This is a genomic window from Streptomyces sp. NPDC012794, from assembly GCF_042901085.1.
Classification (GTDB): Bacteria; Actinomycetota; Actinomycetes; order Streptomycetales; family Streptomycetaceae; genus Streptomyces.
The window spans coordinates 17,134-42,274 of record NZ_JBIBCI010000006.1 but is presented as its reverse complement, the minus strand read 5'-3'; the positions used below and the strand labels follow the sequence as shown (position 1 = coordinate 42,274).

General features: G+C 73.7%; 24 protein-coding genes. 13 read left to right on the top strand and 11 right to left on the bottom strand.

Annotation, left to right across the window (positions count from 1 at the left end; genetic code table 11):
• Positions 1-101: 101 nt before the first annotated feature.
• From ACFY7H_RS13505 to ACFY7H_RS13480, 6 genes are all read right to left on the bottom strand, one after another.
• Positions 102-491 (bottom strand): hypothetical protein, encoded by a 390-nt coding sequence (locus ACFY7H_RS13505; protein ID WP_388938114.1) that lies wholly within the window; start codon positions 489-491, stop codon positions 102-104.
• Between the two features lie 365 nt (positions 492-856).
• Positions 857-1,774, bottom strand: coding sequence for a MurR/RpiR family transcriptional regulator (locus ACFY7H_RS13500; protein WP_388937556.1), 918 nt, complete (start codon positions 1,772-1,774; stop codon positions 857-859).
• Between the two features lie 109 nt (positions 1,775-1,883).
• Positions 1,884-2,690 carry a hypothetical protein gene (locus ACFY7H_RS13495; RefSeq protein ID WP_388937555.1) on the bottom strand — a complete coding sequence of 269 codons (807 nt, stop codon included), beginning with the start codon at positions 2,688-2,690 and terminating at the stop codon, positions 1,884-1,886.
• Positions 2,690-3,964 carry a VWA domain-containing protein gene (locus ACFY7H_RS13490; RefSeq protein WP_388937553.1) on the bottom strand — a complete coding sequence of 425 codons (1,275 nt, stop codon included), beginning with the start codon at positions 3,962-3,964 and terminating at the stop codon, positions 2,690-2,692. Before ACFY7H_RS13490 ends, ACFY7H_RS13495 begins: the two co-directional genes overlap by 1 nt.
• Positions 3,965-4,074: 110 nt before the next feature.
• Positions 4,075-5,268 (bottom strand): cytochrome P450, encoded by a 1,194-nt coding sequence (locus ACFY7H_RS13485; protein WP_388937552.1) that lies wholly within the window; start codon positions 5,266-5,268, stop codon positions 4,075-4,077.
• Positions 5,269-5,389: 121 nt separating this feature from the next.
• Complete coding sequence (locus ACFY7H_RS13480) at positions 5,390-7,651, bottom strand: HelD family protein (protein WP_388937551.1); 2,262 nt, start codon at positions 7,649-7,651, stop codon at positions 5,390-5,392.
• Positions 7,652-7,966: 315 nt separating this feature from the next.
• On the opposite strand from ACFY7H_RS13480, the gene ACFY7H_RS13475 reads away from it, so the two are divergent.
• Together ACFY7H_RS13475 and ACFY7H_RS13470 are read left to right on the top strand one after the other, a co-directional pair.
• Entirely contained in the window at positions 7,967-9,790 is a 1,824-nt protein-coding gene (locus tag ACFY7H_RS13475) for a galactose oxidase-like domain-containing protein (RefSeq protein ID WP_388937550.1), read from the top strand.
• A 176-nt stretch (positions 9,791-9,966) separates the two neighbouring features.
• On the top strand, positions 9,967-10,176 hold the full coding sequence (locus tag ACFY7H_RS13470; protein ID WP_388937549.1) for an acyl-CoA carboxylase subunit epsilon: 210 nt from the start codon (positions 9,967-9,969) through the stop codon (positions 10,174-10,176).
• Positions 10,177-10,190: 14 nt separating this feature from the next.
• Here ACFY7H_RS13470 and ACFY7H_RS13465 read toward each other — a convergent pair whose 3' ends face one another.
• Positions 10,191-11,822, bottom strand: a complete 1,632-nt coding sequence (locus ACFY7H_RS13465; protein WP_388937547.1) for an FAD-dependent oxidoreductase — start codon at positions 11,820-11,822, stop codon at positions 10,191-10,193.
• A gap of 279 nt (positions 11,823-12,101) precedes the next feature.
• Here ACFY7H_RS13465 and ACFY7H_RS13460 point away from each other — a divergent pair, with 279 nt between their 5' ends.
• The 10 genes from ACFY7H_RS13460 (at position 12,102) to ACFY7H_RS13415 (ending at position 21,305) form a co-directional block, all read left to right on the top strand.
• Positions 12,102-13,199 carry a SchA/CurD-like domain-containing protein gene (locus tag ACFY7H_RS13460; RefSeq protein WP_388937546.1) on the top strand — a complete coding sequence of 366 codons (1,098 nt, stop codon included), beginning with the start codon at positions 12,102-12,104 and terminating at the stop codon, positions 13,197-13,199.
• A gap of 103 nt (positions 13,200-13,302) precedes the next feature.
• Positions 13,303-13,749: a cupin domain-containing protein gene (locus tag ACFY7H_RS13455; RefSeq protein WP_388937544.1), complete on the top strand. Its 447-nt coding sequence runs from the start codon at positions 13,303-13,305 to the stop codon at positions 13,747-13,749.
• Entirely contained in the window at positions 13,746-15,017 is a 1,272-nt protein-coding gene (locus tag ACFY7H_RS13450) for a beta-ketoacyl-[acyl-carrier-protein] synthase family protein (RefSeq protein WP_388937542.1), read from the top strand. Before ACFY7H_RS13455 ends, ACFY7H_RS13450 begins: the two co-directional genes overlap by 4 nt.
• Positions 15,014-16,267, top strand: coding sequence for a beta-ketoacyl synthase N-terminal-like domain-containing protein (locus tag ACFY7H_RS13445; protein WP_388937541.1), 1,254 nt, complete (start codon positions 15,014-15,016; stop codon positions 16,265-16,267). Before ACFY7H_RS13450 ends, ACFY7H_RS13445 begins: the two co-directional genes overlap by 4 nt.
• A gap of 76 nt (positions 16,268-16,343) precedes the next feature.
• Entirely contained in the window at positions 16,344-16,598 is a 255-nt protein-coding gene (locus ACFY7H_RS13440; protein ID WP_388937540.1) for an acyl carrier protein, read from the top strand.
• Position 16,599: 1 nt separating this feature from the next.
• Positions 16,600-17,079 carry an SRPBCC family protein gene (locus ACFY7H_RS13435; protein ID WP_388937539.1) on the top strand — a complete coding sequence of 160 codons (480 nt, stop codon included), beginning with the start codon at positions 16,600-16,602 and terminating at the stop codon, positions 17,077-17,079.
• Between the two features lie 62 nt (positions 17,080-17,141).
• Positions 17,142-17,474: a TcmI family type II polyketide cyclase gene (locus ACFY7H_RS13430; protein WP_388937537.1), complete on the top strand. Its 333-nt coding sequence runs from the start codon at positions 17,142-17,144 to the stop codon at positions 17,472-17,474.
• Between the two features lie 382 nt (positions 17,475-17,856).
• Positions 17,857-19,926: an RICIN domain-containing protein gene (locus tag ACFY7H_RS13425; RefSeq protein ID WP_388937536.1), complete on the top strand. Its 2,070-nt coding sequence runs from the start codon at positions 17,857-17,859 to the stop codon at positions 19,924-19,926.
• A 139-nt stretch (positions 19,927-20,065) separates the two neighbouring features.
• Entirely contained in the window at positions 20,066-20,692 is a 627-nt protein-coding gene (locus ACFY7H_RS13420) for a hypothetical protein (RefSeq protein ID WP_388937534.1), read from the top strand.
• A 97-nt stretch (positions 20,693-20,789) separates the two neighbouring features.
• Positions 20,790-21,305, top strand: coding sequence for a DUF664 domain-containing protein (locus tag ACFY7H_RS13415; RefSeq protein ID WP_388938113.1), 516 nt, complete (start codon positions 20,790-20,792; stop codon positions 21,303-21,305).
• A gap of 22 nt (positions 21,306-21,327) precedes the next feature.
• Here ACFY7H_RS13415 and ACFY7H_RS13410 read toward each other — a convergent pair whose 3' ends face one another.
• From ACFY7H_RS13410 to ACFY7H_RS13400, 3 genes are read right to left on the bottom strand one after another with little or no spacing between them, the layout of a single operon-like run.
• Positions 21,328-22,140, bottom strand: a complete 813-nt coding sequence (locus tag ACFY7H_RS13410) for a hypothetical protein (protein ID WP_388937533.1) — start codon at positions 22,138-22,140, stop codon at positions 21,328-21,330.
• Complete coding sequence (locus tag ACFY7H_RS13405) at positions 22,137-22,790, bottom strand: response regulator (RefSeq protein WP_388937531.1); 654 nt, start codon at positions 22,788-22,790, stop codon at positions 22,137-22,139. The genes ACFY7H_RS13410 and ACFY7H_RS13405 overlap by 4 nt, the downstream gene beginning before the upstream one ends.
• Positions 22,778-24,046 (bottom strand): histidine kinase, encoded by a 1,269-nt coding sequence (locus ACFY7H_RS13400; RefSeq protein ID WP_388937530.1) that lies wholly within the window; start codon positions 24,044-24,046, stop codon positions 22,778-22,780. The genes ACFY7H_RS13405 and ACFY7H_RS13400 overlap by 13 nt, the downstream gene beginning before the upstream one ends.
• Before the next feature lie 176 nt (positions 24,047-24,222).
• On the opposite strand from ACFY7H_RS13400, the gene ACFY7H_RS13395 reads away from it, so the two are divergent.
• Positions 24,223-24,642, top strand: a complete 420-nt coding sequence (locus ACFY7H_RS13395) for a hypothetical protein (protein WP_388937528.1) — start codon at positions 24,223-24,225, stop codon at positions 24,640-24,642.
• Between the two features lie 48 nt (positions 24,643-24,690).
• On the opposite strand, the gene ACFY7H_RS13390 is transcribed toward ACFY7H_RS13395, so the two are convergent.
• Positions 24,691-25,101, bottom strand: coding sequence for an organic hydroperoxide resistance protein (locus ACFY7H_RS13390; protein WP_125602995.1), 411 nt, complete (start codon positions 25,099-25,101; stop codon positions 24,691-24,693).
• Positions 25,102-25,141 lie beyond the last annotated feature (40 nt).

Here is a 25,141-nt window from a genome sequence, read left to right as displayed (position 1 = left end):
CACCGGCCCGCCGGCAGTGGACGTACTCCCAGGCGACCGCGACGTACGACTACGCGCGCGGCGTCTGCCAGGCCTGACGGCCGGCTCCGCCCCGCTCCGGGTCAGCGCCTGCGCTGGCCCGGGGCGGCCGCCAGCAGGAGCGCCTCCGAAACGAGGCGGGCTCCCCGCGAGAGGCGGCCGAGCTGTTCGAGCTCGATGGCGTACATCCTGATCGTGTTCTCTATGACCGACTCGGCGATGCCCATCGTCGGCAGCTCGGCCCGGCTGGTGTGCAGGGCGACGCGGACCGCGCGCATCTCGTGCTGCAGCTGGAGCTGCACGTGGCGGGCGAGCAGGGCGTGGTGACGGGTCAGCGTCAGGTAGCTGCCGTAGCGGGCCGGGAGGAGGTCCCGCAGCCAGCGGGTGGCGCTGCGTTCCCAGTCGTGCGTCCCGGGGGCCTTGACCTGGAGGGGCCAGTCCGGGCTGCGCGTGAGGGTGGCCGTCTGGGGCATTCTCGTCACTTCCGAGTGGTGTCGAACTCTGATCGAGACACTGCTGGTGGGCGGCCTCGGTCCAGGGGTTGACCGAGGCCGCCGGGGGCGCTCCTCCGGGGGATCCACAAGCCTTGACGCGGCGTCCGGTCCCGCCGTGAGGAGGTTCGGCGTACCGGGGCCGTTCGAGGCGGACGAGGGGAACGTCCGCCTTTGGCGTCTGAGGGATCCGAAGCGCCGCCGTCAGTAAACATATATACCGTCGAGTAATCAAGAGTATGAAAAATTTCATGCATGTCCGGGCACTGAATATCCCCGGACGGCGGGCGCGTGCACGACGGGTGTACCGGGGGTGTCTGGCGGGTGTACGGCGGCGAGATCTGCCGCTACATGAAGAAACCGTGCTGGTCAGCGACCTGCTCGTACTGTTCGAGCCGCGCCTGGGTCCGCTCGGGGTCCGCGTCGGCCATCGCCTGGAGCAGGGCGGCGGAGAGCATCCCGGGGGCCGCGTACGAATCGAACACCAGCCGCGAACCGGTGGCGGCGGTCAGCACCACGTCGGCCGCCTCCACCAGCGGTCCGACGGTCGGGTCCGTGATCAGGACGACCTTCAGCCCCGTGCTGCGGGCCGCGCGCAGCGCGGCGAGGGTCTCGTTGGCGTGCCGGGGCATGGCGAAGGCCAGCACCCAGCTCCCGCCGGCCGCCCGGCACTGGAGCAGGGCGTCGTAGGCCACGCTGCCGCCCCGGGTCACCAGCCGCACGTCGGGGTGGATGCGGCGGGCCGCGTAGGCGAAGTACTCCGCCAGGGAGGCCGAGATCCGCAGGCCCACCACGGTCAGCGGGACGGAGCGGGCCAGCTCGCGGCCGATGTCCAGCACCTGGTTGGTGTCGGCGAGGAGGCGACGCACGTTCTCCAGGTTCTCGATCTCGGCGTCGACGGCGGCCTGGAGTTCGTTCCGGCGGATCTGTTCACGGCTGTCCGGGGTCGCGGCCACCGCCGACAGCGCGATGGGCTGGAGCACGTCGCGCAGGGCCGGGTAGCCGCTGAAGCCGAGGGAGGACGCGAACCGGGTCACGGACGGCTGGCTGACGCCGACGCGCTCCGCGAGCTCGGTGATCGACAGGAAGGCCGCCTCGGTGAGGTGATCGATCAGGTACTGGGCGATCCGGCGCTGGCCCGGGGAGAGCCGGTGGCCGTCGAAGAGCGCGAGGAGCCGCTCGGCCGGCGGTTTCTCCTGCCCGGGCGGGGTCCCGCCGGGCGTGATCGCGGCCGCCTGCGCGCGTGCCTGCTGCCCCGATGACACCGGCGGCCTCCTTCTCACGTCACTCTCCCCCCAACATAGCCCACGCTCCGTGGCCGGATGATCCTCCGGAACGGGAGCCGCCGTACCCCGCGGGGACGGCGGCACCCGGTCAGGCCCGGGGCCGGGAGGGGCGGCCGGAGCCGCGGGTCAGGGAGTACCCGTAGACGCCCGCGAGGGCTGCGAGCACCCCGCCGGCGGCCGTCCACAGCCAGCGGTCGGACCACCGGCCGCCGGACCAGCCGCCCTCCGGGGCGCGGGCCTCCCGCTGCCGCTCCGAGGCGGCCGCCACCCCCGCGACCAGGGGCTCGGACAGGACCGCGTCCACCGCCCGGGCCCCGCCCGTCTCCTTCACCTCGGCCTCGACCTGCGCCTTCACGGGCAGCCCGAGGTCCTCCTCGTGCGCCCCGACGACCGTCAGGCGGACGTAGTAGCTGCCCGGGAGCGGGTCGTTGGACCAGGCCTCGGCCCCGGAGCGGACGGTGCGCAGGGTACAGGAGAGTTCCACGGAGACGGCCGCCCTGTCCGCCGCCGCGCTCTGGTGCCCGTACGCGCAGGGCTGCCGGCGTCGCAGGCCGTCGTACACGTCGAGCCGCCACGTCTGCGCGCCGTGCCGGGCGGCCGGCTCGGGGAGCGTCACGGAGGCGCGTACGGTGGCCCGTTGGCCGGTGTCGGCGGGGAACGCCCAGTAGAGGTAGTCACCGGTGGACCCGGCGGCCGTGGCCTTCTGCCCGGGCCGGAAGAGCGCCGCGGTGCGGAAGCCCGTCCCGGCCTCGGTCGGGGCACGGCCGTCCTTCCCGGTGCCCTGGCCCGCGCTCGGGGTGGGGGCGGGGCTCGGGGCCGCGGCGGCGGCCGTCACCGGGGCGAGGAGCGCGGTTCCCGCCAGCAGTGCGGCGGTCAGGGTGCGTACGGTACGCATCAGTTGGTCCTCCAGACGGTGACGCGCCAGCGCGAGAGCCAGCCCCAGACCAGACCGGCGAGCAGGCCGGTGAGCACCAGCAGGCCGAGCAGCCACCAGCCGCGGCCGAGGCCGAAGGAGGCGACGTCGGAGCCCTCGTCGGGGCCGTCGACCAGGTCGATGGTCAGCTCGACGGGCATGCCGGGGCTGGTCTTGACGGCCGGGCCGGCGGCGAAGGAGTTGCTGACCTGGAGGCAGACGGTCTCCGGGGCCTCGGCGGCGTCCCCGCCGGCCCCGTCGCGTTCGGCCTTCGGGTAGCGCAGGCCGGTGGAGATCACGTCGGTACGGCCGTCCCCGGCCTCGGAGCCGCGGACGATCTCCCGCCCGTGGACGGTGGTCGCGCGCAGCAGCACGCCGTAGTCGTTGTTGACGGCCCGGTCGGCACCGATGCTGACCGAGGCGCGCAGTTCCTGGCCGGGGCGTACGTCGACCCGGTACCAGCGGTGCTCGCCGAAGGTCTCGCGGTCGCTGTAGAGGCCCGCCTTCAGCAGTGGGGCGTCCTCGCACCGCTTGGCGCCCTCGGTGGCCACCGGTGTGGCCGCCGGGTCGGCGGCGCGGTCGACCAACTGCCGGACGCGGCTCGAGAGTTCGGCGGTGTGGGTCACCGCGGTGTACGTGCCGCCGGTCGCCTCCGCGATGCACGTGAGCTGGGCGCGGGTCTTGGCGTCGGGGACGAGTCCGAGCGTGTCCACGACGAGGTGGATGCCCTTGGCCGCGATCTCGCGGGCCACCTCGCAGGGGTCGAGCGGGGCGCAGGTGTCCTCGCCGTCGGTGATGAGGACGATCCGGCGGGTGGCGTTGCCGCCTTCCAGGTCCTGGGCGGCGGCCTGAAGGGCCGGTCCGATGGGGGTCCAGCCCGTGGGCGCGAGGGTGGCGACGGCGGTCTTCGCCTCCGTGCGGTTGACCGTGCCGACGGGGTAGAGCTGCTTGGTGTCCTTGCAGCCGAGCGCCCTGTCGTCACCGGGGTAGGTGGCGCCCAGGGTCCTTATGCCCAGGCGGACTTCGTCGGGGACCGCGTCGAGCACCTCGTTGAAGGCCTGCTTCGCGGCGGCCATGCGGGACTGGCCGTCGATATCGGTCGCGCGCATCGAGCCGCTGACGTCGAGCACGAGCTCGACCTTCGGGGGCTCCTTCGCCGGTCCGTCGGCGGCGGCCGCGGTCGACGGGAGGAGTCCCGCGGTCAAGGCGACGAACAGGCCGCAGGCCCCTGCCGCCAGTCGTTTTCTTATGATCATCGCCGGATCGTATTGAGGATCGGGCACCAGTCCAAAACCCGTACCGGCAGCCGGTACGCGCCTCCACCGGGCGGGCCACCGGTGGTGTGCCGCCCGGCGGAGGCGTCCCGCTACCAGCGCACCGGCAGTCGGCTCACCCCGTGCATCAGGCTCCCCGGGATCCACTCCAGGGGGCCGCCGGCCGGGTCGGTCTCCAGGCCGGGGAACCGTTCCAACAGGCCCCGGATCGCGATGCGGCCCTCCATCCGGGCCAGCGGGGCGCCGAGGCAGAAGTGCAGCCCGTGCCCGAAGGCGAGGTGCCCTCCGGGGGCGCGTCGGATGTCGAACACGTCGGGTTCGGTGAAGCGGCCCGGGTCCCGGCCGGCGCCGGACAGCGAGGCGAGCACGACCGACCCTGCGGGGATGACCGCACCGCCGAGCTCCACGTCCTTGGCGGCGTAGCGGTAGGTGGAGTTCTGCACGGGGCCGTCGTAGCGGAGCATTTCCTCAACGGCCCCGGGCAGCAGCCCATCGACGTCGGCGCGCAGGGCGGTGAGTTGGTCTGGGTGCGCCAGCAGGGCGCGGACGCCGTTGGAGATGAGGGTGACGGTGGTTTCGTGGCCGGCGACGAGCAGCAGGAAGGCCATCCCGATCAGCTCGTCGGGGGAGAGCGAGTCGCCGTCCTCATCGCGGGTGCGGATCAGCGCGCTGAGCAGGTCGTCGCCGGGGGACTCGGCCTTCTCGGCGACGAGGTCCGCGAGGTAGCGGCTGAGCTGGACGTGCGCGTCGGCGTTCGTGGCTTCCGGGCGGGGCGCGACGATGTCGTTGGACCATCGGCGGAAGCGTTCCCGGTCGAGGTCCGGGACGCCGAGGAGCTCGCAGATCACCGTCATGGGGAGCGGGAAGGCGAGGGCCTCGATGAGGTCGGCGGAGCGCGCGGGGCGGGCGGCCATCGCGTCCAGCAGTTCGTCGGTGATCTGCTGGACGCGGGGGCGCATCGCCTCCACGCGGCGGGCGGTGAACTCCCGGGCCACCAGGCGGCGCAGCCGGGTGTGGTGGGGCGGGTCGGACTCCAGCATGTTGGAGTTGGAGGCGCTGGGCTCGATGTCCGGATACAGCCCGGAACTGCGCCAGTCCTTCAGCAGGTCCGGGTGGGTGAGGGCCTGGCGGGCCTCCTCGTAGCCGACGACGAGCCAGTACGGGTCCTCGTCGGGCATGACGCCGCGGACCCGGTGCACCGGTCCGGCGGCGCGCAGCGCCGCGTAGAAGGAGTGGGGGTCGGAGTCGAAGTCGGCGGCCGCGGAACTGATGTCAACTACAGGCATCCGGCCACCCTACGACGGTCAACGCCCCTTGGAGGGGGGCTGATTCGGCCACTCCGCACCCAGCAAGCAGCCGGTCCGTTCCGCCGGTGGCCGGTCCGTTCGCCGGCGGCCGGCCGGTCCGTCAGCCGCGCAGTCCTTCGGGGAGGCGGCCGGTGTGCACCACCCCGAGGTGCTGGGTGGCGCGGGTGAGCGCGACGTAGAGGTCGCTCGGTTCGAGGTCCGCGGGCTCGGCCACGATCACCGTGTCGAACTCCAGCCCCTTGGCCTGGCGCGGGTCCAGCAGCACCACCGGCCGGGTGAGGTCCGGCTCCTCCCCCGCCCGTAGGCCGGGCAGCGCCTCGGCCAGGGCCGGGTGCAGGGGGCGCGGGGCGATCACCGCGAGCCGGCCCTCGGCCGGGGCCCCGTCGCGGACGGCTCCGGCGACCGCGCCGGGGAGGTCCCGGGCCGCCCGCACCCAGGGCGGTACGCCGGTGGAGCGCACCGAGCGGGGCGGTTCGAAGCCGGGCCGGTGGGCACGCATCACTCCGGCGGCCAGCTCCATGATCTCGGCGGGCGTACGGTAGTTGACGCCCAGCCGGACGTGTTCCCAGCGGTCGCCGGCGTACGGGTCGAGGATCTGCTTCCAGGAACCGCAGCCGGCCTCGTCGCCGGTCTGCGCCGGGTCGCCGACCAGCGTCATGGAGCGGGTCGGGCAGCGGCGCATCAGCAGCCGCCAGGCCATCTCGGACAGCTCCTGCGCCTCGTCGACGATGAGGTGCCCGAAGGCCCAGGTGCGGTCGGCGGCGGCGCGTTCGGCGGTGGTGCGGTGGTCCGCCTCCTCCTGCCGTTCGGCCATCCGCTCGGCGTCGATGATGTCGTGGGCGGCGAGGTACTCGTTCTCCATGTCCTCGAACTCGTAGGACTCGGAGCCCTGGGAGAGGTCGAGGACGCCCTGCGCGTAGGCGATGCGCTCCAGCCGGTCGCGTTCGGCGGCGGCCCGCAGGGCGCTGTCGTCGACGCCGAGGAGTTCGGCGGCCTCGTCGAGGAGCGGGACGTCGGCCGGGGTCCAGTCGCCCGAGGTCCGGCGGATCAGGTCGGCGTCCTCCCGGGGGAGGTGGGAGGGGTCGGCGAGGAAGTCGGCGACGAGCTGCTCGGGGGTCAGCCGGGGCCAGAGGGTGTCGATGGCGGCGTGTACCTCCGGGCTGGTGGCGATCTCCTTGCCGAGCTGTGCGACGTCGTCCGGGCCGAGCAGGTTGGGGCCGCCGTAGGGGTCGGCGCCGAGCCGGTCGGCGAGCTGTCCGGTGAGGGCGTCGACGACGGAGAACGCGAAGTAGGGGCGGGCCGGGTTGTGCGGCAGGCCGGTGGCGCGGGCGCGGTCGCGGGCGGCGTGGGCCATGGTCCGGTCGAGCAGGAGGGTGCCGTAGTCGTCGTGGTCGATCTCCAGCGCCGGCTCGGGGACCACGGCGCTGTCCTCCCCGCTGCCCGCGGGTACCTGCTCGGGGAGCGTCTGCCGGTCGGCGACGGCCCGGGCGAGGACCTCGGCCATGACGGCGCGGCCCTTGACGGCGGCGGCGCCGGGCCGGTCGGTGCCGGTGGCGCGCACTCCGGGGTACAGGTCGCCGGGGGAGGCGAGGAGCACGCCGGTCTCGCCGAGGGCGGGCAGCACCTCTCCGATGTAGCCGAGGAAGGCGGGGTTGGGTCCGACGATCAGTACGCCGCGCCGGGCGAGCAGCTCGCGGTGGGCGTAGAGGAGGTAGGCGGCGCGGTGCAGGGCGACGGCGGTCTTGCCGGTGCCGGGGCCGCCCTCCACGACCAGCACGCCCTGGTGCGGTGAGCGGATGATGCGGTCCTGGTCGGCCTGGATGGTCCGCACGATGTCGTGCATGCGGCCGGTGCGGGCGGTGTCGAGCGCGGCGAGCAGGACGGCGTCCGCGTCGGCGCCCTCGTAGCCGGTGCGCTCGGTGTCGGCGAGGTCCAGGATCTCGTCGTGCAGGGCGGTGACCCGCCGCCCCTCGGTGGTGATGTGGCGACGGCGGCGCAGGCCCATCGGGACGTGCCCGGTGGCGAGGTAGAAGGGGCGGGCGACTTCGGCGCGCCAGTCGATGACGAGCGGGGTGCGTTCGGCGTCGTCCTGTCTGATGCCGATACGGCCGATGTGGTGGTCGCGGCCGTCGGAGAACTCGAGCCGGCCGAAACAGAGGCCGTGTTCGGCGGAGTTCAGAGCGGAAAGCAGACCGGACTGCTCGGCAACCAGGACGTCCCTTTCCAGCCGCGCCTGGAATCCGGTGCCGCTCTCCCCCAGGGCGCCCTGAACGGCCCGTTCGGCCTGGTCGCGCAGGTCTTCGAGGCGCGCGTAGAGCTCGGTGATGAATTTCTGCTCGCTCTGAAATTCGGTGTTTGACAATTTCGCTCCCAGCGCGATACGATGTCCCCGTAAAGCTTCGCCACGCCCTTCATTCGGGCAAAGGCGTGAAGTATCGAATATACGCGAAAGCCCGCCCTGGACGTCAATTCGTCCGGGGCGTTTTTTATGCGTACCGGACTGACCCACTCCCGTGGAGGCGGTGGCCGGCTCGCCGCCGATCGTCGCGCCAGGGCGGACGGCGGACGCTGGGGGCACCCGTACGAGGCAGTCGATTCGCGTCATATGAGGCGATATCCACGTGATCTTTTAGCATGACGTCCCTCCCGTCCCGGCGGTCGTACACGGAGGAGTCGCATGTCCCGACGAACACACCGGTCCGCTGCCCTCGCCGCCACGCTGGCCACGGCCGTCCTCCTGTCCGGGCCGGCCGCCGCGTCCGCGCCCGCCCACGACCACGCGGACGGCGGCGCCGCGGTCACGTCGGCGGAGGCCGCCCTGATCGGCGAGGAGCACGCACGGGCCCACGCCGAGCGGCGCCGCGCGGTCCGCGGCACCGACGGCTACCCGCAGGCGACCCGTACCGCGAGCCTGATCACGCTCACCGAGTCGCAGGCGCTGGCCAACAAGGGCATGGACCCCGCGGAGTACGGCCGCTTCGCGGAGTTCTTCCCCTCTCCCGACTTCGGGGTCCACCTCGCCCAGCTGCCGACCGGCAAGGTGCTGCTCTTCTCCTTCGAACGGGTCGAGGTCGACCCGACCAAGGAGACCGGCCCCACCGACCGGACCGGCCCCGCCAACGCGGGCCGCGCCTTCCTGTGGGACCCGTCCAAGGGCACCGGCGCACGGGCGTTCAAGGAGGTCCGGCCGCCGACGGTGCTGATGCCCGACGGTACGTACGCCCCGCGCCCCGCCCCGTTCTTCTGCGCCGGGCACGCCTTCCTGCCCAACGGGATGCTCGCGGTCTTCGGCGGCAACACCGGCGGCAAGGGCGGCAGCGGCGCCAAGCTCTCCTTCGTCTTCGACCCGTGGACCGAGCGCTGGTACCGCAACCGCGACATGGCCGTGGGCCGCTGGTACCCGTCGGCCGTCACCGGGGCCGACGGCCGCCAGATCATCATGTCCGGCCAGTCCGAGCGCGGTACGGGCACCCCGACCCCGGTGGTGGAGCGCTTCCCGGCGAAGGGGCTGCCGGTGCCCTGGCGCCCGTTCGACATCCCCCTGGACGTCGCGGCCGACCGGTTCCGGGCGGACGCGCCCTTCCGCAACGACTATCCACACCTGTTCTCGCTGCGGGACGGCATGATCTACGGGCTCGGCCGGGACGCCGACCAGCAGTGGGTCTTCGACCCGGTCAAGGAGACCCGCCGCGACCTGCCCCGGCGCCCCGCGGACTTCCGCGGCTACGGATCCGCCGTGCCCCTCCCGGCGGGCCTGCGCGGCCCGGACTCCGTACTGGTGCTCGGCGGGGACCCGCACGACCCCAACACCTACCGGCTGGCGGGCGGCCGGTGGACCACGGAGGAGCCCCGGGCCTTCGGCCGCACCCAGGACGACACCCTGATCCTGCCGGACGCGACCCTCCTGACCGTCAACGGAGCCCTGAGCACCCGCGACTACGGGAACGGCCCCTTCAATCCGAAGGCCGACCTCAAGTACCGGCGGACCGAGCTGCGCGACCCCGCCGGCCACTGGCGGCTCGGACCGGCCCAGCGGCTCCCCCGGGGCTACCACTCCAACGCCCTGGTGATGCCCGACGGGCGGGTGATGGTGACCGGGGACGAGCTCCAGCAGATCGCCAACGACCCCGACATCCGCGACGCGATGGACGGCAGCATCGAGATCTACGAGCCCGCCTACCTCCACCGGGGCGGCACCCGGCCGGCACTGGACCGGGTGCCCCGGGGCGAGCTCGCCCACGGCGCAGCCTTCGAGGTGCGCAGCTCCACCGCGGCCGCCGTCCGGCGGGCCGTACTCCTGGCGCCGACCACCGTCACCCACTCGGTGAACACCAGCCAGCGGCACCTGGAACTGCCGGTCACCGCGGTGCGCGGCGACGGCATCACCCTGCGGACCCCGCCGACGCCGGCGGACGCCCCGCCCGGGTACTACATGCTGTTCCTGCTCGACGCGCGCGGGGTGCCCAGTACCGCCAAGTGGGTGAAGCTGGGCCTGCGGTAGGGCGGCGGCGGGGCCCCTCCCGTGCCGCTCGCGGGCGTGTCCCCCGGATGGGTGCGGACCGGGCTCCCCCGCACGACACGCCGTCGGGGTGCTCGTAGCGTCGTCAGCACCCGGTCCACCGGCCCGAGAGGGCCCCGGACCGGGGCAGGGGGGTCTCCCGACGAGAGGCCGTACCGATGGGAAGCGACGTCTCCATATCCAGCCTGCTCCGGATCCACCGGGGCGCCGCCCGGCCCGAGGAACTCGCCGCCATCACGGTGGTGGTCGCCTGCCTCGCGGGCCGGGCCGCGCGGACCGGCGCCCGGCCGGTGCGGGCCGCGCACCACCGCCCGCCGCCGCGGCCCGGGGGCCACGGGTGCTGGGCGGGGTGCTGGGCCTGCCGCTGAGCCGGCGCCGCCGTTCAGGAGCGGCGCAGCACCCGGGTCATGGCGTCGGCGAGCTCCGCGCGCGGGTCCGCCGGGGTCCCCTCGCAGCGCCAGGCCACGAAGCCGTCGGGGCGTACCAGGACGGCGCCTTCGGCGGGCAGTTCGTGGAGCCGCGCCCAGTCGGTGCCCTCCGCCTCGACCAGGTCGGCGTCCGGCGCGGAGCCGACCGTGTAGGCGTCCAGGTGCGCGCCCAGTTCCCGGGCGACCTGCCCGGCGGCCTCCTGCCAGGGCGTGCCCGGGCTGCTCAGCAGCACGAACGAGGTCTCGTACAGGTCCAGCGTCGAGATCCGCTCGCCGGCCCGGGTGAGCCACATGTGCGGTGCCCGGGTGCCGACGTCGCCCTTGAGGCGCATCTCCTCGGGGATGACCGGCCGCGCCGGGTCGCCGCCGATGACGGCGCCGCTCGGGTAGCAGTAGCCCATGGCCGTGGTGAGGACCCCGCTGCCGGGGCCGCCGCCCATGGTGGGCGGCGGCACGTACCCGGGGTGGCTGTGCTCGGCCGAGCGGGCGGAGGCCCGCTCGCTGGTGGCCCGGGCGACGGGGAGCCGTTCCTCCTCGTAACTGTCGAGCAGGCGGGGGCCGGCCGATCCGTTCAGCACCGCCGCGATCTTCCAGGCGAGGTTGTGCGCGTCCTGGATGCCGGTGTTGGAGCCGAACGCCCCGGTCGGGGACATCTCGTGGGCGGCGTCGCCCACCACGAAGACCCGGCCGACCGAGTACTGCTCGGCGACCCGCTCGGCGGCGTGCCACGGGGCCTTGCCGCCGATCTCCACGTCGAGGTCGGGCAGGCCGATGGCCTCGCGGATCTGCGCGATGCAGCGTTCCTCGGTGAAGTCCTCCAGGGTCTCGCCCGTCTCCGGGTGCCAGGGGGCGTGGAAAACCCACTGGGTCTCGTTGTCGACGGGCAGCAGCGCCCCGTCCGCGCCCGGCCGCATCAGGTAGCAGACGATGAAGCGCAGGTCGCCCAGGGCCTCGGCGAGGCGCTCGGAGCGGAAGACGATGCTCACGTTGTGGAAGAGCTCGCCGTTGCCGGTCTGGCGGATGCCGAGCGCCTCCCGGACGGGGCTGCGCGGGCCGTCCGCGGCGATCAGGAAGTCGGCGCGGACGGTGAGGTGCTCGCCGGTCTCCCGGTTCTTGACGAGGGCGTTCACCCCGGTGGCGTCCTGGTCGAAGCTCATCAGTTCGGTGGCGAAGCGTACGTCGGCGCCCTGGGCGCGGCTCTGCGCGGCCAGGACCGGCTCGATGTTGTTCTGGCTGCACAGGCACCAGCCGGTGGGGCTGAAGCGGGCGAGGGCCCCGGAGGGGTCGACCGCCCTGATGAGCCACTTGTGCTCGCCGCCGATGAGGGCCTGCGTCTGCAGGATGCCCTGATTGGCCTCGAGCGCGGAGGCCTCCTTGCGGATGGCGGGCTCGACGCCCGCCGTCCGGAACAGTTCCATCGTCCGGGCGTTGATGCCCCGTCCGCGCGGGTGGACGGAGGTCCCGGCGTGCTTCTCGACCACCATGTGCCTGATGCCGTGGCGGCTCAGGAACAGCGAGGTGGAGAGGCCTACGAGGGAACCGCCCACGACGAGGACCGGTACGCGGACATCGGCATGTTCTTCCATCGGCTGCGGGCTCCTGTTTCGTGTGGGGGCAGTGGACGCCTTATGCCCCCGATCAGGGTTCTCGCCTTGGCGAGTCGCGTCTTGTCACCCGCTTGATCCGGAGATGTCGCGATCCGTACCCGGCCGGATGACGATGAGCGACAGCGGCGGACCCACTTGGGCCACACCGTCCGCCGTCCCCGACCGCGCGGTCCCCCGGGACCCGCGCCCCGGCGGTTGCCCCGGCGAAGCACCGAGCCGCGTACGCGCCGGTCCAGGCCCTCACGAAGGAGTGAGCAGATGACAACCACCCTGTCCGAACGGGTGTCGCAGTCCGCGTTCGACGGCTCCATGCTGCGGGTCGTCCTGCTGATGGACCTCCACGAGGGTGCCCAGCAGCGGTTCTTCGACGCCTACGAGCAATTGCGGCACGACATCGCGTCGGTGCCGGGCCACCTCGGCGACCAGCTCTGCCAGTCCTTCGCGAACCCCTCGCAGTGGCTGATCACCAGCGAGTGGGAGAGCGCGCCGCAGTACCTCGCGTGGGTGAACAGCGAGGAGCACGCCGAGCAGGTCCGGCCGCTGGGAGCCTGCGCCCGCTCGATGCGGCCGCTGACCTTCACCGTGCTGCGCGAGACCGGCAAGCGGTACGAGGCCCCCGAGCGCGCCGCCGGCGGCCGGCTGCAGGGCGCTCCCCGGCTGGGCGAGGGCATCGTCCGGCACGCGCTGACCTTCACGGTGAAGCCGGGCAGCGAGGCGAAGGTCGCCGAGATCCTCTCCTCGTACTCCTCCCCGGCCGCCCGGGTCGACGACCACACCCGGCTCTGCCGGACCTCGCTGTTCATGCACGGCAACCGGGTGGTCCGTGCCGTGGAGGTGCAGGGCGACCTCACCGCTGCCCTGCGGCACGTGTCGGAGCAACCCGAGGTGCGGGCCGTCGAGCACGCCATCAACCCGTACCTGGAGCAGCACCGGGACCTGTCCGATCCGGAGTCGGCGCGGATGTTCTTCATGCGCGCGGCCCTGCCGGCCGTCCACCACGTGGCCGCGCACGGCCCGCAGCCCGACCGGGTGACGCGGCACGCGCTGTTCTACCCGGCGAAGGCGGGCTGCGGCCCCCTCGTCGCCCGCTTCCTGGCCCGTCAGGACGAGACGGCGGCGAAGATCCCCACCTCCCCCGTGCTGAGCAGCAGCATCTTCCAGCGCGACGACGTGGTGGTGCGCCTCCTCGACGTCAAGGGCCCGGCCGACGCACGCTTCGCGGCCGGCTTCGGCCTCGAGGGACCCCGCAAGGCGGCGGTGCTGCACCGTCTGCTGGCCGGGGCGCCCGGTACCGCTCCGGCCGGCCCCCACCCCATGGACCTGATCACCGACCGCCGGGCTCCCGCGCAGTCCTGATCCGTACGGGGCCGCCCCGGCCAACGGCCCGGCCCCCGCTCCCCGTCACGACCCGGCAGCCCGCGCACACGCCAAGGCTCCGATCCGCCAGGAGGAAGTCAGCATGACCAGACATCAGCCGCGCATCGTCGACCTCAGCGAGACCCAGCCCAACCGCAGGCGCGGAGGGGATCTGCGCGCCGTGCTCACCCCGACCTCGGTGGGCTCGACCAGCGGCTTCATGGGCCTGGCGGTGATGGCCCCCGGCGAGTCGATCGCCGAGCACTACCATCCGTACTCCGAGGAGTTCGTGTACGTGGTCGCCGGGACGCTGGAGGTCGACCTCGACGGCGAGACCCACCCGCTGCGCACCGACCAGGGACTGCTGGTCCCGCTGAACGTGCGCCACCGGTTCCGCAACGTCGGCGGTACCGAGGCCCGGATGGTCTTCCACCTCGGCCCCCTCGCCCCGCGCCCGGAGCTCGGGCACGTGGACACCGAGGAGGCCCCGAACCCGGACGCCACCGCCTGGGCCGAGCGTCCGCCGGAGCGCTCCGGGGTGGTCTCGTGACGCGCCGGCGGGTTGCCGTCACCGGGGTGGGCGTGGTGGCCCCGGGCGGCATCGGGACCGCCGCCTTCTGGGACCTGCTGTCCAACGGCCGTACGGCGACCCGGGGCATCAGCCTTTTCGACCCGTCCGGGTTCCGCTCCCGGATAGCCGCCGAGGTCGACTTCGCCCCCCGTGAGCACGGCCTCACCGAGGACGAGGCGGCCCGGGCCGACCGCTACATCCAGTTCGCCCTGGTCGCCGCCCGCGAGGCGATGGCCGACGCCGGGCTGGAGCTCGACGGCGAACGCGCCTGGCGTACGGGCGTCTCCCTGGGCACGGCGGTCGGCGGTACCACCCGGCTGGAGCACGACTACGTCGCGGTGAGCCAGCAGGGGGCGTGGTGGGACGTGGACCACCGTCTCGCCTCGCCCTTCCTGCACCGCGCTTTCACGCCCGCCACCCTCGCCTCGGCGGTGGCGGAGCAGACGGGGGCGCGCGGTCCCGTACAGACGGTCTCGACCGGCTGCACGTCCGGGCTCGACGCCGTCGGGTACGCCGTGCACTCCATCCAGGAGGGCCGGATCGACGTGTGCGTGGCCGGCGCGTCGGACTCCCCCGTCTCCCCCATCACCGTGGCCTGCTTCGACGCCATCAAGGCGACCTCCGCGAACAACGACGACCCGGCGCACGCCTCCCGGCCCTTCGACGCCGACCGGGACGGTTTCGTCCTCGGCGAGGGCGGCGCGGTCCTGGTCCTGGAGGAGCTGGAGCACGCCCGGGCCCGCGGGGCCCGCGTGTACTGCGAGATCGGCGGCTACGCCACCTTCGGCAACGCCCACCACATGACCGGGCTGACCACCGAGGGCCTGGAGATGGCCCGGGCGATATCGACCGCCCTGGCACAGGCCAGGATCGACGCGCGGGACATCGACTACGTCAACGCGCACGGTTCCGGCACCAAGCAGAACGACCGCCACGAGACGGCGGCGGTCAAGCGGGTGCTCGGCGACCACGCCTACGACACGCCGATGACCTCCATCAAGTCCATGGTGGGGCACTCGCTCGGCGCCATCGGGGCGATCGAACTCGCGGCCTGCGTGCTGGCCATGACGCACCAGGTGGTGCCGCCGACCGCGAACTACGAGACGCCCGACCCCGAATGCGACCTGGACTACGTGCCGCGCACCGCCCGCGACCACACCATGCGCAGCGTGCTGTCCGTAGGCAGCGGCTTCGGCGGCTTCCAGTCCGCCGTGGTCATGACCCAGCCCAAGGAGGTACGCACGTGAACAGACCCAGCACCGGCAAGCCGGTGGCCGTCACGGGCATCGGGGTCGTCGCACCCAACGGGATCGGCGCCGCCGCCTTCTGGAAGGCGACCCAGGCGGGCGAGAGCGTCCTGGACCGGGTGACCCGGCAGGGCTGCGAGCACCTTCCGGTGCGTGTCGCCGGCGAGGTGCGGGGCTTCGAGCCCGGGGCGCTGGTCGAGGACCGCTTCCTCGTCCAGACCGACCGCTTCAGCCACTACGCGCTGGCGGCGGCGGACCTGGCGCTGGAGCACGCCCGGCTGGGCCGGGCGGACTACGAGGACGATCCGTACGCGGTCGGCGTCGTCACCGCGGCCGGTTCGGGCGGCGGCGAGTTCGGGCAGCGCGAGCTCCAGCGACTGTGGGGGCAGGGACCCCGCTACGTCGGCCCCTACCAGTCGATCGCCTGGTTCTACGCGGCCAGCACCGGCCAGATCTCCATCCGGCGCGGGTTCAAGGGCCCCTGCGGGGTGGTCGCGAGCGACGAGGCGGGCGGACTGGACGCCTTCGCGCACGCCGCCCGGGCGATCCGCCAGGGCAGCCGGGCGATGCTGGTCGGCGCGACGGAGGCGCCGCTCGCGCCGTACTCGGTGGTCTGCCAGCTCGGGTACGAGGGGCTCAGCACCGCGGAGGACCCGGAGCGCGCCTACCGGCCCTTCACCGCGAAGGCCTGCGGCTTCGTCCCGGCGGAGGGCGGCGCGATGTTCACCGTCGAGGACGCGGAGGCGGCCGAGCGGCGGGGCGCGCCGGTGCGGGCCCTGCTGGCCGGGCACGCCGCCACCTTCACCGGGCCGGGACGGCCGGAGGAGTCGGGCGCGGGTCTGGCCCGTGCCGTCCGCGGCGCCCTGCGGGAGGCGGGGCTGGACCCCGAGGAGGTGGACGTGGTCTTCGCCGACGCCCTGGGCACCCCCGAGGCGGACGCGGCCGAGGCTCGGGCGATCCGGGAGGCGCTGGGCGCGTACGGCGCGAAGGTGCCGGTGACCGCTCCCAAGACCGGTACCGGGCGGGCGTACTGCGCGGCCGGCACCCTCGACGCCGCCGCCGCCGTGCTGGCGCTGGAGCACGGCGTCATCCCGCCCACCCCGAACGTCTTCGAGGTCTGCCACGACCTCGACGTGGTCACGGGCAGCGCCCGTGTCGCCCCCCTGCGGACCGCGCTCGTCCTGAGCCGGGGCCGGATGGGGTCGAACGCGGCACTCGTCCTCCGCAAGGGGCCCGGATCCGGCACGTAGGGACCGGTGCCCCGTTCGTCAGGGCCGGGCGCGGTCAAGGGCCCGGTTCCCGGAAGCAGGAAAGAGAGAAGGCACCATGTCCGACCAACTGACCATGGAAGAGCTGGCGGCGCTCATGAAGAGCGCCGGCATCACCGTCGACCCCTCGGAGCTGGCGAGCCGCCCGGACTCCCGGTTCGACGACTACGGCCTGGACTCGCTCGGTCTGCTCGGCATCGTCGGTGAGCTGGAGAACCGGCGGGGCCGCGCGCTGCCCCCGGACGCGGACCGCTGCAAGAGCCCGCGCGAGTTCGTCGACCTCGTCAACAACAGCCTCATGACCGGAGCCTGACATGCCTGGACACACCGACAACGAGATCGTGGTCAAAGCGCCCGTCGACGTCGTGTGGGACGTGACGAACGACCTGCCGAACTGGCCGAAGCTGTTCAGCGAGTACGCCTCGGTCGAGATCCTCGAGAAGGCGGGTGACACCACCCGGTTCCGGCTCGCCATGCACCCGGACGAGAACGGCGTGGTGTGGAGCTGGGTGTCGGAGCGGACGGTGGACCGCGCGGGCCTCACGGTGAAGGCCCGCCGGGTGGAGACCGGCCCGTTCGCGCACATGAACATCCACTGGGAGTACGGCGAGGTGCCGGGCGGCACCCGCATGCGCTGGGTCCAGGACTTCGCGATGAAGCCCGACGCGCCGATCGACGACGTCGGGATGACCGACCGCATCAACCTCAACTCCCGGATCCAGATGGAACTCATCCGGGACAAGATCGAGCAGCGGGAGCGGGGCGGCCGCAAGCCCGTCGCCGGCCGCCGCTGAGTCCTCCCGCCCCTCCCGCCCTTCCCCCCTCGGTCCCGTCCAGTCGAAAGGCACACCTCCCGATGCACCAAGCCCTCATCGTGGCCCGTATGGCGCCCGGTTCGGCGCCCGACATCGCCGGACTGTTCGCCGCCTCGGACGCGGGTGAGCTGCCCCACCTGGTCGGGGTCCGCCGCCGCAGTCTCTTCCAGTTCGGGGACGTGTACATGCACCTGATCGAGGCCGACCGGGACCCCGGTCCGGCCATCGCCCAGGTCACCGGGCACCCGGAGTTCCGCGACCTGAGCGAGCGGCTCTCGGCCTTCGTCAGCCCGCACGACCCGAAGACGTGGCGGAGCCCGAAGGACGCGATGGCCCAGCGGTTCTACCTCTGGGAGCGGGACGCCGCCCGATAGCCGTACGGGTGCCCAAGCCGGCGCCGCACCCTCCGGGCGGCCTGGGCACCCACGACCCACGCGCCCCGGGCGCGTCCGCTTCACGGCTCGTAACGGGGGGAATTCGGCAGGTAGTTTTTACATGAATAGCTGACTGAATTCCCGTCAACAAGGTTCCGTCTCATATCTCGATTTGATAACAAGAACGCCCAAAAGGCCTGGACCTTTGACCCGCAACGCGCGTAACTACGCTCTTTCCAAAGAGACTTGACGGTTCATCAAATCCTGCATCCAGGTAACGGATAGATTTCTTGGTCCGTTCTCCCGTTTGTCCGAATTACACGAGCCCTTCATCTGGCAAGCTTCCGCGCACCCACTCTCCTGACCAGGACTTGAGGTGCGCATGACAGCACGATCGACCGGCCGCCGCCGCAGGCCCGGCCACCGCCGCAAACCCAGGAAGCTGATACTCCTGACCGCCGCCATCGCATCGGCGGCGGTCCTCGCGGGAGGCATCGCCTACTCCGGCATCGGCGGCGACGCCGAGGCGACCACCACCGCGCTGACGGAGACACCCGCCGCCGTCGCCGAACCGGCCGCCGCACCGGCCCGGGACGCGGAACCGGCCCCCCTCGCGAAGGCGCCCGCGAACGAGGACAGCCGCGGCATGGTCTACGACGGGCTGGAGACGGCCCCGAAGGGCGACCGCTGCGTCGGCGTCTACCGCACGACAGCGGGCCTGTGCACCCACGGGCCCGACGCTCCCCCCGGGGGCGTCGACATCAAGCGGGACGTGGAGCCCGTGGTCCGTACGAAGGCCCCGGCGGCCGACCCCGCCTCCCCGGCCCACGCCGACCCGGCCGCCACCGAGAACGGCGGGCGTCCTCAGGACGCGCCCGCCGCCGACGCCCGCGGCGCCGCCGCGAGCGCCAAGGCCCCCGCCCCGCCGGCCTCCGGCGGCCAGGCCGTCGCCGCCGGACCGGCCGGGCAGACCGTCCAGTGCGACGGGGACGGCAGCACGGGCAACCGCGTCCAGGTCGTGTACGTACACGGGCCCGGCCGCGACCGGTACGCCGAGTACGTGGCCTCGTTCCGCAAGTGGGCGGCCGACGCCGACCTCATCTACGCGGCGAGCGCCAAGGAGACCGGCGGCGTCCGGCACATCCGCTACGTGACGGCCGCCGACTGCACCCCGTCAGTGCTCAACATCGAGCTCCCCGACTCCGCGCTCCGGGAGTTCAGCGCCACCAACAACGCGCTGGCGGCCAAGGGGCTGGACCGCCGCGACCGCAAGTACATGATCTTCGCGGACTCCCAGGTCTACTGCGGCATCGGCACCTTCAACGGCGACGAGCGGCCCGGCCAGAACAACCTGAGCAACTTCGGCCCCTCCTACGGGCGTACGGACTCGGGCTGCTGGGGCGGCCACACCGCCGCGCACGAACTCGGCCACAACCTGGGCGCGGTCAACAACAGCGCGCCCAACACCAGCCGTGGCGCGCACTGCACGGACGAGTTCGACGTCATGTGCTACTCGGACACCCCGTACTACCCGAAGATGCGCGACGTGTGCCGCAACCAGGCCGCCGAGAACATCCTGGACTGCAACCACGACGACTACTTCCACACCAGCCCGAAGCCCGGCAGCTACCTGGCCACCCACTGGAACATCGCGGACAACCAGTTCCTGATGCGCTCCGCGGGCGGTGGCGGCGGCACCACCCCGGACCCGAACCCTTCGCCCACCGCGAAGCCGAGCCCCTCACCCACCAAGAAGCCCTCCGGGGCCCCGGCGGTGACGGCGGGTCAGATCCAGTCCGACTCGGTGGTGCTGAGCTGGCCGAAGACCGAGGGCGCGGTCTGGTACCAGGTGCTGCTCAACGACAAGCACCTGACCTGGGTCCAGTCCACCTCGCTGCGCGTCTACAACCTCAAGCCCGGTACCGCGTACACGGCCGCGGTGTCGGTCCGCGACGGCTCCGGCCGTGACAGCGGCCCCGGCAAGGCCGCGTCGTTCCGTACGGCCGGCGCGGGCGGCGGCGCCACCACCCCGGGCACCCGCTACGTGCTCGGCAACGGCAGCAGCGGCATGGCCGCCGAGCTGTGGGGCGGCCGGACCGCCGACGGAACCGTCCTCGTCGCGAACCGGACCAACGGCTACGCCCAGCAGCAGTGGTACTTCGACGACGCGGGCGGCGGGACGGTGCGCATCCGGTCCGCGGCCTCCGGCAAGTGCCTCCAGCCGGGCGGCGCTCCCGCCGCGGGCATGTGGGTCGCGCAGCAGGCCTGCGGGAACTCCGCCGCCCAGCAGTGGCGGCTGACCTCCCGCGACGGCGCGGTGACCATCACCGACCCGAGCGGCGGCTTCGCCCTCACGGTCAGCGACCGGCCCTACTACGGGACCTGGCTGCTCGACCTCCAGCGCGCGGACGGCCGTCCGGCGCAGGTCTGGGCGGCCCGCAAGGCCGGCTGACCGGCCCCGGGCCGGCGGGCGGCCGTACTCCCCTACGGCCGCCCGCCCCTCACCCTCGCCGCCGCGGAAACCTCGCCCCGCCTCCCGCGGGGCCCTCGTCCCCTCGCCCGTCAATCCCCTCACCTGGAGCACCCCGCCGATGCGCCGACGCCTCCCGAATCCCGCCGCCGCCCTGGCCTTCGCCGTACTGGCCCTCCCCCTGCTGTACCTCGCGCTGGCCGTGGGCACGGCCGGACCCGCCCGCGCGCACGGCGACACCATGAAGGTGGTCATCACCGGTCAGCGGGACGGCCGTGTCACCTCCGACGTCACCTGGGAGAACGACGGGGACGCCGTCGAGGAGGCCGTGGCCGCCACCGTGAACGCCGTCAGCGCCGACGGGAGCCGTACGGCGGGCCCTTGGCGGCTGGTCCGCGACACGGGCCGGGCCGCGGGCTGGATCACGGCCGAGGCGCTGCCGCCCGGCACGTGGACGGTGACCGTCGACGCGGGCTTCCCCGCGCTCGGGCACGCGCGGCAGGAGGTCGCGGTGCCCGTGGTGGACCCGGCCCCGTCGCCGCCGGTCGTCCCCGCTCCGGCCCCCGCGGCCCCTTCGGCCCCCTCCACGGCGACCGCCTCTTCCGCCCCCTCCGCCCCTTCCCCCTCCCCGGCACCGGTGCCCGCGCCGTCCGGTGGCTCCGGCGGCTGGTGGACCACCGCCGGGGTGGCCGGGATCGCCCTCGCCGGCGCGGCCGCCGGGATCCTGCTGCGCCGCTCCCGCCGCTGACGGAGTGTCGTCCGGCCGGACCGGGCGGCGGGCGAGCATGGTGTTCCCCGAAGCGCTCGACGACGTACACGACGAGAGACACGGCTGGGGACTGCTCATGAAGGCCACGGAGGTACTGGCGGACGGCTTCGGACGCATCCGGGAGGTGGTCCACGAGACGGTCGAGGGGCTCTCGGCCGAGGAGCTGAACGCCCGGCTCGACCCGGCGGCGAACTCCATCGCCTGGCTCGTCTGGCACCTGACCCGGGTCCAGGACGACCACGTGGCCGACGCCTCCGGGCTGGAGCAGGTGTGGCGGGCCGGGGGCTGGGCCGGCCGCTTCAACCTGCCGCTGCCCGATGACGGCATCGGCTACGGACACACCCCCGCCCAGGCCGGCACGGTGCGCGTCGACTCCCCCGGCCTGCTGCTGGGCTACTACGACGAGGTGCACGAGCAGAGCCTGCGGTTCGTGCGCGGGCTGGCCGCCGCCGATCTCGAGCGGATCGTCGACGAACGCTGGGACCCCCCGGTCAGCCTGGGCGTGCGTCTGGTGAGCGTCCTGGCGGACGACCTCCAGCACGCGGGCCAGGCGGCCTACGTCCGGGGCGTGCTCCAGCGGCGCTCGGCATAGCGGAAGTCACCGTCCGGCCGTGTCAGGGCGCGGCCTGCCGCCGGGCCGCGCGGGCGTGCCCCGCGTCGGCGGCGATGTCCAGGGTGCGGTCGGCGGTGGGGTCGTTGAGGGCGTCCTCCACCTCGCAGCGGCCCGCGCCCGCCCGGCTGGTGACGCGGTAGCGGGTGTCGGTGGGCAGGACGAGTTCCAGGCGGCCGGCTCCGGCGCGTGCGGTGACCTGTTCCGGCGGGGCCGCGAACCGGACGTCGGCCCGGCCGGATCCCGCGCGGATGTCGGCCCGGGGGACGGTGAGGCCGGTGGCCCGCAGGGTGCCGGAGCCGACCTCCGCCCGCAGGGGCCCGCGGAGGTCGGCCAGGAGCAGCGTGCCGGAGCCGGTCTCGGCGTCGACCGTCCCGGCCAGGCCGCTGACGCTGATCCGGCCCGAGCCCGCGGACAGCTTCACGGGCATCCCGGCGGGCACGGTCACCGCGAGCCGCACGGAGCAGCCGGGGCCGGTGGCGGCGGTGGGGGAACCGCTGGGGCAGCGCGGGGTCAGGCGCAGGGTGTCGCCGAGCCAGCTCTCCTCGATGACGGGCTCCCGCGACGACCAGGTGAGCTCGGCGCGGTAGCCGACGGTCCGGTCCCCGCGCGGGGTCACGGCCACCTCGGACGCGCCCGCCACGACCTCCAGGGCGGTGACCGCCCGGCCGCCGCTGTCCCCGGCCAGGGTGCGGCCGTGCGCTCCGGCGTCCGCGCGGACCTGCCAGGCGGCCCCGGTCAGCACCAGGACGGCGCTGAGGCCGGAGGCGGTGTACCAGGCGAGCCGCTGACCGCGGCCGCCGCCGGGGCGGGTCACGGCGTGCCGTCCAGGAAGCGCAGTACGGCGAGGACGCGGCGGTGGGCCTCGGCCGCCGGAGGGAGGTCGAGCTTGGCGAAGATGTTGTTGATGTGCTTGGCGACCGCGCTTTCGCTCACGACGAGTCCGGCGGCGATGGCGGCGTTGGAGCGGCCTTCGGCCATGAGGGCCAGTACGTCGCGCTCGCGCGGGGTGAGCCGCCCGAGCGGGTCCGGGCCGCGCCGGCGCAGCAGGAGCTGGGCGACGACCTGCGGGTCGAGGGCGGTGCCGCCGGCCGCGACGCGGCGCAGCGCGTCGATGAACTCCTCGACGTCGGCGACCCGCTGCTTGAGCAGGTAGCCGATGCCCTCGCCGTTCCGGGCGGCCAGCAGATCGGCGGCGTAGCGCTCCTCCACGTACTGGGAGAGCAGCAGCACCGCCGTCCCCGGGTACTGACCCCGGATCATGAGGGCGGCCCGGACTCCCTCGTCGGAGAATCCGGGCGGCATGCGGACGTCCACGAGCGCGAGGTCGGGCCGGTGTTCCTCGACGGCCGCCAGCAGCGCTTCGGCGTCGCCGGCTTCGGCGGCCACTTCGAATCCGGCCATTTCCAGTACTTTGACAAGACCTATGCGCAGCAGGACGGAGTCCTCGGCGATCACAGCCCGCACGGCAGCTCCACGGTGACGACGGTCGGGCCCCCGGCGGGGCTGTTGATCAGTATCGTTCCGTCGACCGACCCCACGCGCTTGCGCAGGCCGGTCAGTCCGGTGCCCCCGGCCGGATCGGCGCCGCCGGCGCCGTCGTCGGTGACGACCACGCGCAGCAGGTCGCCCCGGGGTCCGCCCGCGACACGGGTGACGTGGACGGAACACCGTCCGGCGCGGGCGTGCTTGGCCACGTTGGCGAGGGCCTCGGAGACGACGAAGTAGGCGACGGCCTCGACGGTGGGCCCCGGCCGTTCGGCGAGGTCCACGGTGAGCTCGACGGGCAGCGGGGCGCGGGCGGCGATGCCGGAGAGCGCGGCGTCCAGGCCCCGGTCCTCGAGTACGGCCGGGTGCAGGCCCCGTACGAGGCTGCTCAGTTCCTCGATGGCCTCCTTCGCCTCGCGGTGGGCCTCGTCGATGACGGCCCTGGCCTCGGGCGGCAGGTCGGTGAGGGTGGCGCGGGCGATCCCGAGGTTCATGGCGAGGGAGACCAGCCGCTGCTGGGCGCCGTCGTGCAGGTCCCTTTCGATGCGGCGGCGTTCGAGGTCGGCGGCGTCGAGCACGCCGGCCCGGCTCTCGGCGAGGTCCTCGACGCGGCGCTGGAGTTCGCGGGCCCGGTTGGGGCCGAGGAGGGCGGCCGCCGCGGTGGCGTCGAGCCGGGTCAGGGCCGCCGCCATCCAGGGGGCGGCGAGCAGGGCCAGCACCCCGAGGACGGTGATCAGGTCGTACTCGTTCGTCCAGCCGGGGGCGGGGAGTTCGCCGTCGGTGGGGAGCAGCCAGGACCAGGCGTAGACGGAGGCCGAGGCGGCGCCGCCGGCCCAGGTGAGGACGAGTACGACGGCTCCGGCCGCGGCGAGCGGGCTGACCACGAGGTGGTAGCCGTACTGGCGCCAGGTCGCCTCGGAACGCAGCCGTTCGGCCAGTCCGCGTCCGGTCGTCCAGCGGTGGGCGTGGACGACGGCCGGCACGTCCAGGCCGAGCAGGGACCGGAAGCGGCTGCGCTGGAGCGGCGTCAGCAGCGGGAGCGGGGAAAGGATGAGGAGCAGCGGGAGCGCGCTGTGGCCGGGGCCCGCCACGAGGAGGGCGAGGCCGGTGCCGAGGGGCAGGGCGGGCGGGATCGCGGCGGTGCTGAAGGCCGTGTTGCGCCAGGCCCACGCCGACCAGGGGGTGTGCGACGCGATCCAGGTGTAGGTACGCCTCAGCGCGCCGCGAGTTGCCATGTCCATACGCTAATCGCATCGATCGAGGCGGTTCCATCACCCGGGCATCCGGCCGGGGGTGTAGCAGGCACCACCCCCGACCGGGACGGTGGGGCTACTGATCTTCCGCGCGCGGGCCGACAGGGTCGTGGTGTGCCCGGCGGACGGACCGCCGGGCCGGAAGGAGACCCGCAGCCATGGCCCTCGCCGCACCGCAGTTCCGGGTACCCCGCCGCCCGGGAGGAACGCACGGGCGCGCCCCGCTCCTCCCGGTGGTGTTCACCGGGGCCGGGGTGGCGCTGCTCCCGTGGATGGCGGTGCTGGCGTGGACGCTGCCGCGGACGGCGGAGGTGTCCAACTGGTCCACCGCGTGGATCGGCTTCGACGCGCTGCTGGCCGCCGGGCTGACCGGGACGGGGACGCTGCTGCGCAGGGGGGATCCCCGGGTGTCCCCGGTGGCGGCCGCGACGGCCGCGCTGCTGGTGGCGGACGCCTGGCTGGACGTCGCCACCTCGGCGGGTACGTCCGGGCAGGGCGCGGCGGTCCTGCTGGCGCTCGCCGCTGAGCTGCCGCTGGCGGTGGCCTGCGCGGTGGTGGCCGCGCGGCGCACCGCCTGACGGGGAGCCGGGCCGTACGGCCCGCCGGGGCTGCCGGGGCTACTCGTTTTACTCGATGACGAGCTCGACGGGGATGTTGCCCCGGGTGGCCTTGGAGTAGGGGCAGACCTCGTGGGCCTGCTTGACCAGCAGGGTGCCGGTCTCGCCCTCCAGGTGGGCGGGGAGCTCGATGCGCAGGGTGACGGCGAGACCGAAGCCGCCGGCGTCCTGGCCGATGGAGGCCTCCGCGGTGACGGACACGTCGCCGGTGTCGACCTTCGCCTGCCGGCCGACCAGGCCGAGGGCGCTCGCGAAGCAGGCGGCGTACCCGGCGGCGAAGAGCTGCTCGGGGTTGGTGCCCTGACCGTTGCCGCCGAGCGCCGGGGGCATGGCGAGCGGAAGGTCGATCTGGCCATCGGAGCTGACGGCGCGGCCCTCGCGGCCGTTGGCGGTGGCGACGGCGGTGTACAGCGCGTCCATCGGGAGGTCCTTTCGCAGGGGCGGGGCGGCCGGTGGCGAC